Source organism: Pseudomonas sp. SWRI50 (genome assembly GCF_014269095.1).
Lineage (GTDB): Bacteria > Pseudomonadota > Gammaproteobacteria > Pseudomonadales > Pseudomonadaceae > Aquipseudomonas > Aquipseudomonas kermanshahensis.
Map to the genome: position 1 here is coordinate 190,386 of NZ_JABWRW010000005.1, position 15,874 is coordinate 206,259.

General features: G+C 61.8%; 13 protein-coding genes. 4 read left to right on the forward strand and 9 right to left on the reverse strand.

All coding sequences use genetic code 11. From position 1 onward, the window contains the following. Positions 1-66 precede the first annotated feature (66 nt). Positions 67-990: a LysR family transcriptional regulator gene (locus HU750_RS08070; protein ID WP_027593329.1), complete on the forward strand. Its 924-nt coding sequence runs from the start codon at positions 67-69 to the stop codon at positions 988-990. On the opposite strand, the gene HU750_RS08075 is transcribed toward HU750_RS08070, so the two are convergent. Both HU750_RS08075 and HU750_RS08080 read right to left on the reverse strand, forming a co-directional pair. Continuing rightward, the gene (locus tag HU750_RS08075) at positions 987-2,186 is read right to left on the reverse strand and encodes an MFS transporter (RefSeq protein WP_186678379.1); all 1,200 of its coding nucleotides are present in this window, start codon (positions 2,184-2,186) and stop codon (positions 987-989) included. The two genes, HU750_RS08070 and HU750_RS08075, sit on opposite strands and share 4 nt — an antisense overlap. A 92-nt stretch (positions 2,187-2,278) precedes the next feature. Beyond that, positions 2,279-3,214, reverse strand: a complete 936-nt coding sequence (locus HU750_RS08080; protein WP_186678382.1) for a LysR substrate-binding domain-containing protein — start codon at positions 3,212-3,214, stop codon at positions 2,279-2,281. Between the two features lie 106 nt (positions 3,215-3,320). Between HU750_RS08080 and HU750_RS08085 the strand changes: the two genes are divergently transcribed. After that, complete coding sequence (locus tag HU750_RS08085; protein WP_027593326.1) at positions 3,321-3,593, forward strand: PepSY domain-containing protein; 273 nt, start codon at positions 3,321-3,323, stop codon at positions 3,591-3,593. Between the two features lie 7 nt (positions 3,594-3,600). Here HU750_RS08085 and HU750_RS08090 read toward each other — a convergent pair whose 3' ends face one another. Beyond that, the gene (locus HU750_RS08090) at positions 3,601-4,524 is read right to left on the reverse strand and encodes a LysR family transcriptional regulator (RefSeq protein ID WP_085272891.1); all 924 of its coding nucleotides are present in this window, start codon (positions 4,522-4,524) and stop codon (positions 3,601-3,603) included. Between the two features lie 102 nt (positions 4,525-4,626). On the opposite strand from HU750_RS08090, the gene HU750_RS08095 reads away from it, so the two are divergent. Beyond that, positions 4,627-5,379, forward strand: a complete 753-nt coding sequence (locus HU750_RS08095) for an SDR family NAD(P)-dependent oxidoreductase (RefSeq protein WP_186678385.1) — start codon at positions 4,627-4,629, stop codon at positions 5,377-5,379. Positions 5,380-5,430: 51 nt separating this feature from the next. Here the strand turns inward: HU750_RS08095 and HU750_RS08100 are convergent, their stop codons facing one another. Together HU750_RS08100 and HU750_RS08105 are read right to left on the reverse strand one after the other, a co-directional pair. Beyond that, positions 5,431-7,977 carry an HWE histidine kinase domain-containing protein gene (locus HU750_RS08100; RefSeq protein WP_186678392.1) on the reverse strand — a complete coding sequence of 849 codons (2,547 nt, stop codon included), beginning with the start codon at positions 7,975-7,977 and terminating at the stop codon, positions 5,431-5,433. A gap of 186 nt (positions 7,978-8,163) precedes the next feature. After that, positions 8,164-9,171, reverse strand: coding sequence for a zinc-binding alcohol dehydrogenase family protein (locus tag HU750_RS08105; protein ID WP_186678394.1), 1,008 nt, complete (start codon positions 9,169-9,171; stop codon positions 8,164-8,166). A gap of 234 nt (positions 9,172-9,405) precedes the next feature. Here HU750_RS08105 and HU750_RS08110 point away from each other — a divergent pair, with 234 nt between their 5' ends. After that, positions 9,406-10,350 (forward strand): GlxA family transcriptional regulator, encoded by a 945-nt coding sequence (locus HU750_RS08110; protein ID WP_186678397.1) that lies wholly within the window; start codon positions 9,406-9,408, stop codon positions 10,348-10,350. A 392-nt stretch (positions 10,351-10,742) separates the two neighbouring features. On the opposite strand, the gene HU750_RS08115 is transcribed toward HU750_RS08110, so the two are convergent. The 4 genes from HU750_RS08115 to HU750_RS08130 all read right to left on the reverse strand — a co-directional run bounded on the left by HU750_RS08115 (position 10,743) and on the right by HU750_RS08130 (position 15,874). Beyond that, positions 10,743-12,119, reverse strand: coding sequence for an amino acid permease (locus HU750_RS08115; RefSeq protein ID WP_186678400.1), 1,377 nt, complete (start codon positions 12,117-12,119; stop codon positions 10,743-10,745). Between the two features lie 331 nt (positions 12,120-12,450). Then, positions 12,451-13,839 carry a tripartite tricarboxylate transporter permease gene (locus tag HU750_RS08120; RefSeq protein WP_186678417.1) on the reverse strand — a complete coding sequence of 463 codons (1,389 nt, stop codon included), beginning with the start codon at positions 13,837-13,839 and terminating at the stop codon, positions 12,451-12,453. Further along, positions 13,836-14,312 (reverse strand): hypothetical protein, encoded by a 477-nt coding sequence (locus HU750_RS08125; RefSeq protein ID WP_186678419.1) that lies wholly within the window; start codon positions 14,310-14,312, stop codon positions 13,836-13,838. Before HU750_RS08125 ends, HU750_RS08120 begins: the two co-directional genes overlap by 4 nt. A 143-nt stretch (positions 14,313-14,455) precedes the next feature. Beyond that, positions 14,456-15,874 (reverse strand): hydroxymethylglutaryl-CoA reductase, degradative, encoded by a 1,419-nt coding sequence (locus tag HU750_RS08130; RefSeq protein ID WP_346010840.1) that lies wholly within the window; start codon positions 15,872-15,874, stop codon positions 14,456-14,458.

Sequence of the window (15,874 nt, forward strand, 5' to 3'; positions counted from 1 at the left end):
CTATAGCTGCTGACAGGTGTGCTGTTTAGACTGCCAGTTACCTTCTGCCTCGACACGGGCCTGCCGATGGACGTCGTTCAACTCAAAACCCTGATCCATGTTGCCGAGCTTGGCAGCCTCAGCAAGGCGTCCGACCGGCTGCACATTGCACAGCCCGCCTTGAGCCGGCAGATCCGGCAACTGGAGAAGGAGCTTGGGGTCTACCTGTTCGAGCGCCATGGCCGCGGCATGATCATCACCGACGCCGGCAGCGAAGTGCTGCAGCACGCTACGCGGATCATGGATGAACTGGAGGCCATTCGCAGTTCGGTAGTGGGCGGGCATGCATCGTTTCGCGGGGCCGTGGCGATCGGCACCACACCGACCATCGCAGAAATCGTCACCGTGCCCCTGGTGACCCGGATCCGCGAAGCCCACCCGGACTTGTCGATCCGTTTCTCGTCGGCCTTCAGCGGCTACCTGGTGGACTGGATTCAGCGTGGCGAACTGGAGCTGGCGATCTCTTATGACCTGGAGCCGCTGCACACCCTGCGCATCGTGCCGGTGATGATGGAGAACCTGGTATTGGTCGGGCCGCCCAGCGCAGGCTTGGCGTGGGACAACCCGGTCAACTTCGCAACCCTGGCCCAGCAGCAGTTGGTGCTGCCCAGCCCGCGCCATGGCTTGCGCAAGATCATGGACCACTGCGCCGCGGACGTCGGCTTCAAGATTGCCGCCAATGTCGAGGCCGATTCGTTCGGGGCGATGATCGACCTGGTGCGTCATGGCTTCGGCTTGACTGCGCTGCCCTTGGCCTCGATCTACACCCACCTGCAGAACGGCACCTTGTGTGCGGCGCCACTGATCGAGCCGACACCGATGCGCAAGCTGGTCATGGTGTCGCCTGCGGACAGGCATGTCAGCCCAGCCACGCGCTATGTGGGTGAAACCTTCGTCGAGCTTGCTTCAGAGCTGGTAGCGCAGGGCATCTGGGCGGGGCACATGCTTTAAGCGCTGGGTGCCTGACGCTGCAGCCGCGCCACGGCGGGCACACACAGCAACGCCAGCAGGGCCACCCCTGCGGCCACATAGCCCAGCGTCGACACCCCGAATGTTGGGATGACCAGCCCCCCCAACAGCGCACCCAAGCCAATACCGGCATTGGCGGCAGACACGTTGGTGGTGCCAGCCAGTGCCTGAGAGTGCGCCACCGAATGCATCACGCGCACCTGGCAGATGGGGTAGAGCGCCGTATTGGCGATGCCCCACAGTGCCAGTGCGCCCCAGAGCGTCACAGGCGCAGCGGCCAGTGGGCTGAAGGCCGCCATGCCCATCGCCAGCAACACAAGAAACAGCGCAGTGGCCTTGATCGGCGAATGCCTGACAGCTCGCCCCCCCAGCCAGTTGCCCAGCAAACCAATGGCACCGAAGCCCATCAGCCACCAGCCGACATCCGCAGTTGCAACACCTGCGGTACGCTCGAGCATGTCGGCCAGGTAGGTGTAGGCAATGAACATCGCGGTGAACACCATGATCGACAGCGCCACATTGGCGAGGAAGTTCGGTTCACGGAAGATCCGCGCCTGTTGGCGCAAGTCGACCCTGGGCACGCGCGCAACCGCTGGCATCCAGATGAGCACGGCAAAGGCCATGGCCGCCGATGCAGCAGACAATATCCAGAAAGCCCCGCGCCAGCCTATGGCGTCAGCCGCCAACGTCCCCAATGGGATGCCCAGCAACAGCGCAGCTGAGATGCCGAGGTAGACCCGCGCGACGGCCTGCCCTTGGCGATCAGGGCTGACCATGCTGGCGGCCGTTTCGCTGGCTGTACCCCAAAAGACAGGCAGTGCCAGGGCGGGCAGGAAACGCGCCACTGCCAAGACCCCGATGTTTGGCGCAAGGGCCGCCAGCGCATTGGACACCGCGAACAAGGCGAGGATGGCTGCGAACAGTTTGCGCCTGTCCAGGTGAGCAAGTGCCGCCGTCAACGGCGGGCCCGCCAGCATGACAGTGAAGGCAAACAGCGTGATCAACTGCCCGGCAGTCGAAATCGAGACATCAAGGTCGCGTGCCAGCCCGGGCAGCAGGCCGACCATCAAGAACTCGGTAGTGACAATTAAAAAGGCGGAGGCGGCGAGGACCAAAGTCCCCAAGGTCGCGCGTCGGTCGGTCGCAAAGCCCACGGGTGGGCGTTCAACAGCAGTCATGCAGGCAGTTCCTCAATCAGGGGCTGCCATTGTATTGATTCTTAAAAAGCCTATTACGGGCAATATTTCAGATGGAGCGCGAATTATATTCACTAATCGCAGGGCGCGAGGCGGTGGCCGTCTGTTCGCAGTGCGTACAGCAGCACATCCAGCAGCGCCCTGACGCGGGGGAGGGCCTCGCGTTTTTTGAGCCAAACCACGTTCATCGGCAGCCCATCTGTCGCCAAGTGCGGCAACACTTCAATCAACGCGCCACTTTCCAGCTGTTGATTGACCAGCCAGGTGGGCACCTGAGTGACCCCCAAACCCTGCACGACTGCCTGTACCACCCCTTCGCCATCGCCGATGGCAAGCCGCGCCGGCATGAAGCGCCGCTCCATTTCACCCGGTTGCATACCGGTCATGTGCCAGGGGCTGCCCACCCCGTCGGGCTGCCCGTAAACCACACAGTCATGGGCTTGCAGGTCCGCCTCATCGAGCGGTGTGCCACGGGCTTGCAAGTAGCCCGGTGAGGCACAGAAGATGAACCGTTGAGCACCGATGAACTGGTGCCCCAGGTCCTCCGGCCAAACGTCCGTGCCGCCGATACGTACCACGATATCGATACCCTGCTCGGTCGGGTTGACGAAGCTGTCGGTAAAGGACACGTGTGGCTGCAACTGGGGATGGCGTTTGAGGTAGTCGAGAATGACCGGCAAGACGTGCAGCCGCCCATACGCTGCGGGCAGGTCGATGCGCACCCGACCCCGTGGCTCGAAGTAGTCTTCATGCAGGGCCAATTCCGATGCTTCGAGGTCGGCCAGCACGCGTGAGCAGGTCTTGTAGAACGTTTGCCCCGCATCGGTCAGGGCAAGCCGACGGGTCGTGCGCTCGAACAGGCGTAAGCCCAGGCGAGCTTCCAGCCGCGCGACACCTTTGCTGACAGCCGAGCTGGTCAGGTTCAGGCGCTGCGCCGCCGCGGCAAAACTGCCGAGGTCTGCCACGCAGACAAAAACGTCAATGCCCTTCAAACGTTCGGAGGAGTGCACCGTCAACCCTTTGTGTAATGAACGTGGCTGCAAGCGTAACGATGATTGAACCGAAACGACAGCGCCCAGGTCGCATCCTTTAACTCAGGCAAAAAGGATGTTGACGATGAAAACCATGACGCGCGTATTGACGGGGTTGGCACTGGTTGGCGCACTGGGCGCTAGTGCCGCGTGGGCTGACCAACCAGGTGCAGACTGGAAGGTGAACAAAGACCAGGCAGAGACGGTGCTTAAAGGCGCCGGCTACACCCAGATCACCAAGATTGAAGCGGATGACGGCCACTGGGAAGGCGAGGGCATCAAGGCCGATGGCAAGCAGTACGAATTCCACGTTGATCCCCACTCCGGCAATATCACCAAGGATGAACTGGATAATTGAGCCACCGTCAGGTCACGTTTGGCGTCAGCCATTGTGACCCGGCCAGCCGCTCGATGAAAAAATCAGCCAAGGCCTGGACCTTTCTCGGCCGGCTTCGGGCTGAGGGTGTGACGAAATACAAGCCGCCTTGGGTCATGCTCCACGTGGGTAGCAGGTGCTCAAGGCGGCCGTCCGCCAAGTATTCGGAGGCGATGAAATCCGGTAATTCGGCGATCGCCAAGCCCTCCAGCAAGGGCGCCACCAACGCATCAGAATTGGTCACACGCAGGGGCCCCCGCGGCACGACGTCTTGTTCGGTGCCGTCACTGTGGGTGAACCGCCAAACCTGGCTGCGGGCGCGGTAGGCGTAGCTCATGCAGGCATGGTCAACCAGGTCGCGCGGGTGCTCAGGGCGTCCATGACGCGCAAGGTATGACGGCGCGGCTACCAGGTATTGCGTGACCGCACAGATACGTCTCGCTACCAAGGACGAATCCGGCAGTGCTGCAATACGCAGTGCTGCATCGAACCCCTCGGCAACCAGATCGACTGTCGAATCTGACAAGTGAAGGTCGAGTTCCAACTGGGGGTACCTGGCCATCAACGCGGGCAGCAGCGGCGCTACCCAGCGCAAGCCGAATGACATAGGCACCGCCAGGCGCACCAAGCCCCGTGGCTGCACCGACATCTCCTGGGCGGCGCTTTCCATCTCTTCTGCCTGGCGGTACAACGCGCTGGCCTGTTCGACCATGCGCTGGCCGAACTCGGTGACGCAAAGCTGGCGTGACGTGCGATTGAACAGACGACCGCCCAAGCGTGCCTCCAGACGCGCCACCGCACGCGATACCGTCGGTACCGACACGCCCATGGCGCGCGCCGCCGCTGCGTAGGAACCTTCTTCCGCCACCTTGGCGAACATTGCCAGCCCTTCGAAATCGGGGATTCTTGCCATTTCAATTCTGCAATGATGAGTTTCAAATGATTCTATTTTGAAAATAACGGTGCGTCGATAAGCTTCTCCCACAGCCAATCACTACCCCTCGGGAGAAACACCATGAGCAACAAACTTGAAGGCAAGATCGCACTGGTAACCGGCGGCACCACCGGTATCGGCCTGGCCACCGCCAAACGTTTCGCAGAGGAGGGCGCCCATGTGTACATCACCGGCCGCCGCCAGAGCGAGCTGGACAAGGCCGTAGCGCTGGTCGGTAACGCCACCGGCATCGCCGTCGATTCGACCCGGCTTGACCAGTTGGACGCACTGTATGCCCAAATCGGCCAGCAACAGGGGCGTCTGGATGTGCTGTTCGCCAACGCGGGTGGCGGCTCGATGCTCCCCTTGGGAGACATCACCGAGGCCCACTACGACGATACGTTCGACCGCAACGTCAAAGGTGTGCTGTTCACGGTGCAGAAAGCGTTGCCGTTGTTGGCGCCGAACGCTTCCGTCATTCTTACGGGCTCTACCGCCGGTAGCTCCGGGACTGCGGCATTCAGCGTGTACTCGGCGTCCAAGGCCGCCGTTCGGGCATTCGCACGCAGCTGGATCCTCGACCTGAAGGACCGCGGGGTCAGGGTCAACACCCTCAGCCCAGGTGCCACGCGAACCCCAGGCCTGGTTGACCTGGCGGGCCCCGATGCAGAGCAACAGCAGGGGTTGCTGGACTACCTGGCCGCCCAGGTGCCACTGGGGCGTGTGGGTGAGCCTGTGGAAATTGCCAATGCCGCCGTCTTCCTGGCGAGCGATGACTCAAGTTTCGTCAATGGCGCCGAACTGTTTGTCGATGGCGGTCAGGCTCAGATCTAGGGCGTGAGCCTTGGGCAGGGTAGGCAGCGGACGATCGTGTGCTCCCGCTGCCTACTGCCTGCTGTCTATCAGGTTTTCCAGATTCGTCAGAATCGACAGGGCATCGTAGGGCTTGCGCACAACAGGGACGTGCTTCAAATGCGCAGGAATGCTGATGCTGTCGCCATAGCCGGTGGCGAACAGGAACGGGATGTTTTTGCGCGTGAGTTCTTCGGCGACGGCAATCGACGTGCCCGTCCCCAGGTTGATATCCAGCACCGCGACATCCGGCCTGCGGCTGGCGAGCAGCTTCATCGTCTCGGCTTCGGAGCTTGCGGTAATCACGTCTTCGACCAGCGCATCGGCCAGAATCTGTTCGAGGCCTACTGCAATAACCAGCTGGTCCTCGAGAATCAGCACGCAGGATTTGACCAGGTCCGAGCCGCTGACATGAGGCGCAGCCGGTGGCGCCGTTGGCGCAACGGCATCGACCGTTTCGACCTGGGTCAGGTGTTTGGCAGGGATCTTGAAATACCCCTGCAGCCCTTCTGGCCTGTATTCGAGCGTGCTGGTGCCGCCGAGGTCGAAGGGGATGCTGCGTTCGATCAGCACCGAACCGAAACCACTTCGGCTGGGTGGGCGAACCGTTGGCCCACCGCTTTCGCGCCACGTGATGTCGCACGCCCCACTCACATCGACCTGCCAACTCACGGCCAGCTTGCCACCTGCCCGAGACAGCGCGCCGTACTTGGCGGCGTTGGTCGCCAGTTCGTGGAGCACCAAGGCCAGCACCGAGTAGGCGCGGGCATCAAGCAGCAGGCTGGGGCCGTTCAGCTCGATGACATCGGCCGAGGTGCGGTAGGGCGACAGCTCGGCTTCCAGAAGCGTGGAGAAGCGCCCACCGCCATCACCTCGCACGACCTGGTCATGCGCCAGGGAAAGCGCCTGAATGCGGCCTTTGAGCGTTGCCACGTAGCTGTTGAGGGTCTGGTTTTCGGCGGTGGGGTGGGCCACCAGCGCACCGATCAGCGAAAGAATGTTCTTCACCCGGTGGTTGAGCTCTTCGTTGAGCATCCGTTGGCGGACGTCCGCCTTGGAGCGCTCGTCGGCCATGAGCTCACTGTTATGCAGCACCACCTCGACTATCGCGGCGCGGATGGCCTCGCCAAACTGGCGGTCTTGCTCGGACCAAGGCTGTGAGTGGTGGTGAACGGTCTGTTTCCACACCGCGAAGCTCTTGCGTGGCGTCAGGCGTTCACCTAACGGGCCGCTGTCGTAGGTTTTGTTGGGGTCGCCGGCCCAATCCAGGGTCTCGATCACCTCTTTGCGAAACAGCATCAGGTAATCCCGGGGCTGCTGTGACATCGGAATGACCAACACGCCCGAAACGTCGACGGCGTAATCCTGGGCAGGTGGGTGCGCCATCGAGAGGCAGTTCGAAGCCCAGGTACGGCCCTCGGCGACACCTTCGGCGAATCTCAACAAGCTGGGTAACGCCACGTTTGGCGGTGTCAGTGCCTCAGCGGTCCAGCGGCCTTGCAGCGACATGCCGATGCCGTCGCAGGGGATGAGCGCCTTGAAGTCCGTCATGCGAGCACGCAGCAGTTCCTCGAAGTCGGCGGTGCGGTGTGCATCACGCAGCAGGTTGTCGAGCACTTCGCGTGCGTAGGCGGCGGCCTCCAGGCTTTGCTTGGCGCGCAGAGTCTGGATATGCAACGAGAAAAATTCGCCGAACATTTCTGCCGCGACGCGTTGGCCCATGGACAACGTGCGGGGTGCGTAATGGTGGCAGGCAATCAGCCCCCAGAGCGCGCCGTCGACGATGATCGAAATGGACATGGACGCGCCTACGCCCATATTGCTCAGGTACTCGCAGTGAATGGGCGAGACGCTGCGCAGGTGCGCGTAGGACAGGTCGAGCGGTTCACCATTCAGGTCCAGCACAGGGGTGATGGGCACGGTCTTGAACTGGGCATCGGAAATGATGCGGACCGGATTGCGCAGGTACAGGGCGCGCGCCTGCTGCGGAATGTCGGACGCGGGGAAGTACTGCCCCAAAAAGCTTTCCAGGCCGCTGCGCTTGGCCTCGGCAATCACCTTGCCAGCGCCGTCAACGCCAAGCTGGTAGATCATCACCCGGTCGTAGCCCAGCAGCGCTCGCACACGTCGGGCAGTGTCGGCGAATAGCTTCTCGGAGCGGTCGATCTCGCGCAGTTGGGTGATGACGGTGCGGACCAGCTCAATCGGCTCGGCGATGCTTGCACCGCAGGGCTCGAACTCGAGGATGGCGGTGCCTTTGTAAATATGCGCGGCAATATCGAACGCCTGACCGGACGGCAGGCTCACGGCAAACGACAGTGCCGGGCGAGTGCCCTCTTTGACCCGTGCCAGTGCGTTGCGAAGGGTATGCGCAGCCTCGGTGCCGATAATTGCTTCGAGGCGTTGACCGTTGATGTCCCCGGCAACGCCCAGCATGCCTGGGGTATTGGCGGAGTGACGCAGCACCACGCTTGCTGCCGCATTGCAGGCCAACAGGCAACCGTGCGGCTGGATGCTGCCCGGAATCTGGATGGGTTCGCGATCGCAGTTGGTCAGATTGACGGGAGGTTGCAAAGTCATAGGCGGCCCCTGCCGGTTTACCAGACACCGGCTGCCTGCATGACCGCCGAACAGTTTCAGGCAAACGAAGTGTTTACGGTCACATTCAGCGTTTGATTCTAGCGGGCGCGTTACGCTTCGTCATCAGGGGCGCAAGAGGGCCAGCGCAAAGTTGGCCCTCTTGGAAGTTGCAACAGTGTGCCGGGATCAGAAACCTTCCAAAACAATCTTGCCCCGGGCCTGGCCACGCTCTATGAGGGCATGGGCACGCTTGAGGTTTTCCGCGTTGATGGTGCCGAAGTGCTCGCCGACGGTGGTCTTGAGTACACCTTCGTCGATAAGCGCTGATACCTTCTCGAGTAGTTCGTGTTGTTTGATCATGTCTTCGGTGTGGTAAAGCGAGCGCGTGAACATGAGTTCCCAGTGCAGCGACAGCGATTTGCGCTTGAGTGGCATGACGTCCAACTGCGCGGGGTCATCGATGAGTGCGAGTTTGCCTTGTGGGCGAAGCACCTCCACAAGCTGCGGCAGGTAGGTATCGGTATGCGTCAGGCTGATCACATAATCAACAGGATTGCCCCCGAGTGCTTCCAGTTGCAAGGCGATCGAAGCCGAATGGTCGATGACATGGTGGGCACCCAGTTCGCTGACCCATTGCTGGGTTTCGGGCCGGGAGGCGGTGCCGATGACCGTGAGTTGCGTGAGCTGCCGGGCCAGTTGCACCAGGATTGAGCCGACGCCGCCGCCAGCCCCGATCACCAACAGGCTTTGCCCCACGCCACCGCTCGGCGCGATACCCAGTCGATCAAACAACAGTTCCCAGGCAGTGATGGAGGTCAATGGCAACGCGGCGGCACTGGCATCGTCGAGGCTACGCGGTTTGTGCCCGACAATGCGTTCGTCGACCAGGTGATATTCGCTGTAGCTGCCCGGGCGATCGATGGCGCCGGCATAGAAGACCTCGTCGCCTGGCTGGAACAATGTGACCTCGGCGCCTACTTCGCGCACGATCCCCACCGCGTCCCACCCCAATACCTGTGGCTGGCCGGTCTGGCGTGAGGCGCGCACTTTGGTATCGACCGGGTTGACGGCAATGGCCTTGACCTCGACCAGCAGGTCTCGGGCGCCGGGTGTTGGCTTGGGCAGGTCTGTGTCGAACAGCGAATGTGGGTCTTGAATCGGCAAACCGGCTTGGGTGTATACGACGGCCTTCATTGGCATTACCTCAGTGGAATGGGAAGTTGGGCGCAGGCTATCCGCTTGGGTTTAGTCCAGAAACCCGCTGAATGAAGTAAGACTTTCACGCTGGGGGTGAAAATGGCGGAGCGAACGCTTTGGGTCATGGTGCAGCTCCGCGGGTAGGGACTGGCGCCATGATGCTCAAGTTTGCCTGCGGCTTAAATGACGCATAAAGTACTGATTCAGGACATGGCGTTAAGGAGCACAGCAATGCATCGAGTCGGCTATCTGATCACGGAGGGCTTCCAGGTCATGTCCCTGGCAACGCAGACCGTGTTCGAGTTCGCCAACCTTGTGGCGGGCGAAGAGGTCTACAGGATTCAGAACTACTCAATCGGCGGGGGGACTGTGCGTTCTTCTTTAGGGATGCACATCGATACGTTGCCCTTAGGGGCGCCGGGCCTTGCTGACAGCTGGATGGTCACCGGTACACTGACCCCGTTGACGCCGCCTTCCGACGACGTGCTGAAAAGCGTGCGGGGGTTTGTCGACGGTGCGCGTCGCACTGCTGGGTTGTGCACCGGTACATTTGTGCTCGCCCAAGCGGGTGTACTGGAGGGCCGTCGCGCCACCACGCACTGGGCCTACGCCAAAGCCTTGCAGCGCATGCACCCGCGAATCACGGTCGAGGACGACCGCATCTTCATCGTTGACGGCCCTGTGTGGACCTCGGCGGGGATGACCGCCGCGCTGGACATGGCGCTGGCGATGGTGGAAAAGGACTTGGGGGCTGAGCTTGCCCGTTCTATTGCGCACAAGCTGGTGATGCATCAACGCCGCTCTGGCGGCCAGTCGCAGCATTCGGAATTGTTGTCGCTGGCGCCCAAGTCAGACCGCATCCAGAGCGCGCTGGACTACGCGCGCAAGCACCTTAACCGCCCGCTCAGTGTTGACGAACTGGCGGATGTGGTGCACCTGAGCCCCCGGCAATTCACCCGTGTGTTTACTGCGGAGACGGGGCAATCACCGGCCAAGGCGGTGGAAAGCCTGCGCCTGGAGGCCGCCCGGTTGATGATCGAGCAAAGCCGCCACAGCCTGGATACGGTGGCGAGGGAAACGGGGTTCAGGGATCGCCGCCATATGCGTGAGGTGTTCATGCGCGGCTTTGGCGTGCCGCCGCAGGCCGTGCGCAGGGATGCACGGCGGGTTGTGTAGTGACTCTCCAGAGAACAACACATAGCTCATTGATTTAGCAGGGGCTGTGGGAGCTGGCTTGCCGGCGATCACCGGCAAGCCGGTGCCATGCACCGCGGCGCTTGCATCGCCGGCAAGCCGGCTCCCACCCGAGCTGTGTAGCCTCCAAGGCTAGCGCCGCACCTGTGTGAGCAACTGTCTTGTTCAAATTTTTGGGGGCATTCCATCCTCTGGGAAATCACCCAGCCCTTTGGACCGCGTTGTCGAGCAGAGAACAAAGTTCGTAAGCGAGATGCTGACCCTGTGGGAGCTGGCTTGCCAGCGATGAGGCCGGAACAAGCACCACAAGACAGTTGCTCCCACAGCGGTCATGTTGCACTTGGAGCCTGAGATGTACTTTCAGGCCTAGCCAATCAGCTACCTACATAGCCAACTGTCTTCCCCGCCAGCCGATTACGCATCACCAGGTACGCCCCCAGCACAACCAGTGAGGTCACCGAGGTGAACCAGAACTGGAACCGCGAAGCCGGGTCGAATGCCTGGGTGATAATCACCGCCAGCAGTGCGAACAGCGCAACGATGTTGGCGTAAGGGAAGAACCACGCCCGGAACGCCGTAGGGTCGACCGCTTCATGCCGGGTTTTCCAGCGCATGGCGAAGTGGGCGACGATGATGAAGATCCACACGATCATCACGAACGTGCCGCTGCTCTTGGCCAGGGTCATGAACAGGTCGCCGCCGCTGACAAAGTGCACGGTCAGGATCAACAGGCAGATGCTCAGGCTCAGCAGCAGCGCATTGAGCGGTACCCCTTTGGACGTGGTGCGAGAGAACAGCTTCGGCGCATGCCCACGCTGGCTCAGCGAGAACAGCATGCGCGAGTTGGAGAACATGAAGGAGTTCATCACCGACATGAACGAGATGAACAACACGATCTTCATGGCCACTGCGGCGCCACTGAACCCGGCCAGGCTGAACAGCGACACATACGGGGACGCCAGGTTCTCCGTGTCTGTCCACGGCAGGCAGAGGATCAGGATCGACACCGAGCCGACATAGAACAACATCACCCGCAGAATGACGCTTTTGATGGCCCGAATGACGTTCTTGCGAGGGTTCTCTGATTCACCGGCGGCAACGGCAGCGATTTCACTCCCGCCCAGCGAGAAGATCACCACCACCACACCCGCCATGACCGGCGACAGGCCATTGGGCATGAAGCCATCGTGCGCGGTCAGGTTGACCCAGCCAGGGGAAGGGATGTTGCTGTGCAGGCCGAGCAGAATCGAGAGCCCCAGCACCATGAAGATCAGAATCGTGGCGACCTTCATCGCGGCCAGCCAGTACTCCACTTCAGCGAAGGATTTAACCGAGTAGGCGTTGCTCGCCATCAGTGTCACCAGCATGATGAACGCGCCGGCCCAGATGGGTAGCCAAGGCAGAAAATCGTTGAGGATGGCGCCCAGCAGTACCGCCTCCAAGGTGATGGTCAGCATCGACTTGAGCCAGTACAGCCAGCCGACGGTAAACCCTGCCCATTCGCCGAGGTAGCTGTTGGCATAGGTTGAAAACGAGCCTGCATCCGGGTTGCGGCAGGCCATCTCGCCGAGCATGAACATCACCAGGGTGACCACAATGCCGCCGATAAAGTACGACAGGATGGCGGCAGGCCCTGCCGAGGCAATCAACTTGCCCGACCCCATGAACAGCCCCGCGCCGATCACCCCGCCCAGCGCGATCATGGTGATGTGCCGTTGTTTCAGGCTTTGCTTCAGACTGTTGGATTGCATTTCCTTGTCCTCTCTTATTATCTGGGAGGCGTCGGCAATGATGCTGCAGTGCAAGGTTTGCCACTGCAGACATTGTCGCCCCACCCACAGGCATCGTCGTGCGCCTGCGTCCACGCCCTGCAGCCTTTTATTCAGGCAATAGCTGTCAGGCTGGCCACCATGGGCAAAGCGGCCGTGCATCTCAAGCGAATTCTGCGCACAACATCCTGCGTTTTTTTCCTATGGGCGCAATGAAGGGCAGGATTGGCTGTGATTTGCTGGCTGGGGAATTGAGTGAAATGGGTTGGGGAAATGGTGCGTAGATCGAGCGCCGCGCGGGCGGCGCTCGATCTTATACCCCCAACAGGGCAATCATCGCCGGCACGGTCAACACCGCGGTGTAGTACCCCATGAACTGCACGCCGATGTTGAAACCGAGAAAGCGTGAGAGAAAACCGCCCAGCAGGCCAATGGTGACAATCACCAGCAACCCCAACAGGCCGCCTTCCCAGATGCCAATCACCAGGATCAGGCCGACAAAGGTCGCGATCACCGCTTCATGGCTGATGTTGCGCGACACATAGGCAGCAGCTCGGTGCGCGTAATTCATGGTGAAGGGGTAGGCGATCAGGATCGCGACCGCCACCGCCAGCATGCCGTAGCCCAGAAACTCCCAGGTACTGAGCAACGAATGCAGGTTATTCACCTCACCGCTTGCGGCATCGACGTTGAAACGGGGCGGGGCGTTGAACAGCGGTGCGGCGGGGCCGGCAGCGACCGGGCTCAGCGGCAGGCCGAAGGCGATCAGCGGAATCAAGGCTTCGGCCAGGTAAGTCGATTCGGTGACGCCGTTGCGCGCGGTGATGACCGTGGTCAGGCGATGATAGACGTGCTTGACCCGTGAACCGACGGCCTCGCCCATGATTACGGTCATCGCCACCGGGCTGAACACGAATGTGGCGCTGGAGACAACGGCAGTGATCGCCGTCCACAGGGTTTGCTTGCTGTCCAGTACGCGCAGCGGGTTGGGGAAGAACCCGCCCCAGCGCTTCACATCGGGCGACAACGAGAACGTGCGCACCTGCTGGCGGCGCATGCTGGTGCGTTCGGCGGGCGCGAGCAGGCAGAACAGCGCCGCAATCAACGGGCCGATAGCGATGCCGAGGAAGTAACTGACGCTGAGCTTGACGCCGTACTGCGCGGTCAGGCTTTGCAGGCCGACAATCACCATGACGAACGGGATCAAGGTCAGCACCGCTGCCAGGCGGCCCTTGGAGAACCAGGCGATGGCCACTGCCGCCAGCAGGAAGACCCAGGGCGCGGCCTGTTTGATCATGTCGCCGAACGGCGCCAGCATCACGGCGAACAGCACTGCCATAGGTACCGCGATCAACGCTGCGATCACAGCTCCGGAAATCATCTTGCGCAGGGCAATGTGCGGCACGCCCAGGTTGCGCAGGAAGTTGGCTTCGCGCATCAGTGGCGTTGCCATGGTGTCGCCGGGGATACCCAACAGCGCGGTCGGTACCGCGTGGGTCATGTGCTTGGCCACGGCACCGGCCAGGAAGAACGTCAGCACACCGGCCGCTGGCACGCCCAGCAGCACCACCAGCAGGGTCAAGGGGGCGAGGGTAGTGGTTTCGTCGCTGCCGGAAATCAGGCCGATGCCGGCAAAGATCACCGCACCGAGGATGCCCATGCCCAGGGCTATGAGGAACTGATCCATCACCAAGGCGATCATGGCCGGCCTCCGTGGGCAGGGGCGGCCTGTACAGGCGCGGTAGCGGGGGCGCTCGGGTCGTTCTGCAGCGCAGGCAGGCCTTTTTCGTACTCGGCGAACAGGTCGTACAGGTCCATTTCCTTCAGCTCTGCAAGGGTCGCCGCAGGCAGGTCGGCGAGGCTGCCCAGCGGGCCGAACTCGTTCTGCAATTCGACCAGGATCTTGGCCCGCCAGGCAGGGTCGGCCAGGTGCTCGACCACAGTGCGCTTGGGCTTGAACAGCGCGGCACTGATGCCGCCACCGACCAGGCAGCCGACAATGCCGATCAGCATTGCGTAGGCCCGTGCCATTTGCGCCGACGCCACCCAACCCACCAGCAGCTGTTGCGCGGTAAAGAACGCGCCGAGGCTGACCACGGCGCCAATGGCGATGGCGTAGACCAGGTGGCGACCGTCTACGGTGTCGCCCCAGACTTCGTACAGTTCGGACTTCATGAAGAATCTCCCACTGCCCTTGCGGGCTTTTATTGTTATGAACGTGAAGAGAGGACGTTTAAGCCATTGTGCGCTGGGCGAGCAGGGCGCGCGCTACCCCAGGCCGTCCCGCGCACCCACCTCGACCAGCCGTACCGCCTCCATTACGGCGCCCGCTTGTGCTTGAGCAGTTCTGCCGCTTTGTCAGCACGCACGTCGCGGGCCTCAACCATCTGCTTGACCAGCCAGTTCAGCTCGTCGCCGCGTGCCCCCGCCGACAGCGCAATGTTGCGCGCGTGCAAGGCCATATGGCCGCGCTGGATGCCTTCGGTCGACAGTGCCCGTAGCGCGCCAAGGTTTTGTGCAAGGCCGACGGCAACTGCGATTTCGGCCAGCTCCTGTGCGGTTTTAACCCCCAGGATGCGCAGTGACAGCTGCGCCAGGGGGTGCGTCTTGGTGGCGCCGCCGACCAGGCCGACCGGCATGGGCATCTCCAGGGTGCCGACCAGATGGCCCTGGCTGTCCTTCTCCCAGGTGGTCAGCGAACCGTAGTGTCCATTGCGGCATGCATAGGCATGGGCGCCGGCCTCGACCGCACGCCAGTCATTGCCGGTGGCGACGATCAACGGGTCGATGCCATTCATGATGCCCTTGTTGTGGGTGGCGGCGCGGTACGGGTCGACCACGGCAAAGTTGTAGGCATCGAGGATGCCTTCGATGACCTCTTCACCTGTGTAGGCGCCGGTACTTAGCAGCTCTGGGGCAATACGCACCTGCGCGCGGGCCAGGCGCAGGTCGGCCAGGTTGGAGAGGATACGCAGGCGGACCTTGCCGCCGGTGATTTCTTCGAGCAAGGGTGCCACTGCCTCTGCCATGGTGTTGACCGTGTTGGCGCCCATGGCATCGCGTACGTCGACGATCAGGTGGGCCACCAGCATCGGCCCGCGCGGGCTCTGGGCGAAGGTATGCACCTCAATGTCACGGCAACCGCCCCCTAAGCTGTTGAGCAGCTGGTCCTTGCGGTTGGCCAGTTCGATGATTTCGTCTTTGTGGCGCAACAGGCTCAAGCGTGCATTGAAGGGGTCGGCGACCTCGACGATCTGTACCTGGGCGCGCATCAATGGCAGCGAACTCGACGTCTTGAAGCCGCCGGCCTCGCGTGCCAGCTTGGCCATGAACGACGCCGCAGCAACCACCGAGGGTTCTTCCACCACCAACGGCACAATCACATCGCGGCCGTTGATCTGGAAGTTGCTGGCCACCGCGTAGGGCAGCTCGAAGGTGCCGATCACGTTCTCGATCATGCCGTCGGCGATGTCCAACGGCAACGCGCCGGCGTCACGCAGCAGGGCGACGTCTGCCTGGGGCAGTTCAAGTGCGTCCTGCAAGTGGCTGAGGCGTTCAGCGGGTGACATGGCGCGGAACATGGGCAGGCGGGAGTCGATGCTCATGGGGAGGGTTACCTTGCAGTTATTGTTGTGAGTTGGCGCCACCGTAGTCCGATCTGTCTGGTGAAAGAAGGTACAGTTTGGCCAGACAGTACCTAAGCTGTACCCTTTGTTCAGACAAGGTATTCGGGACAC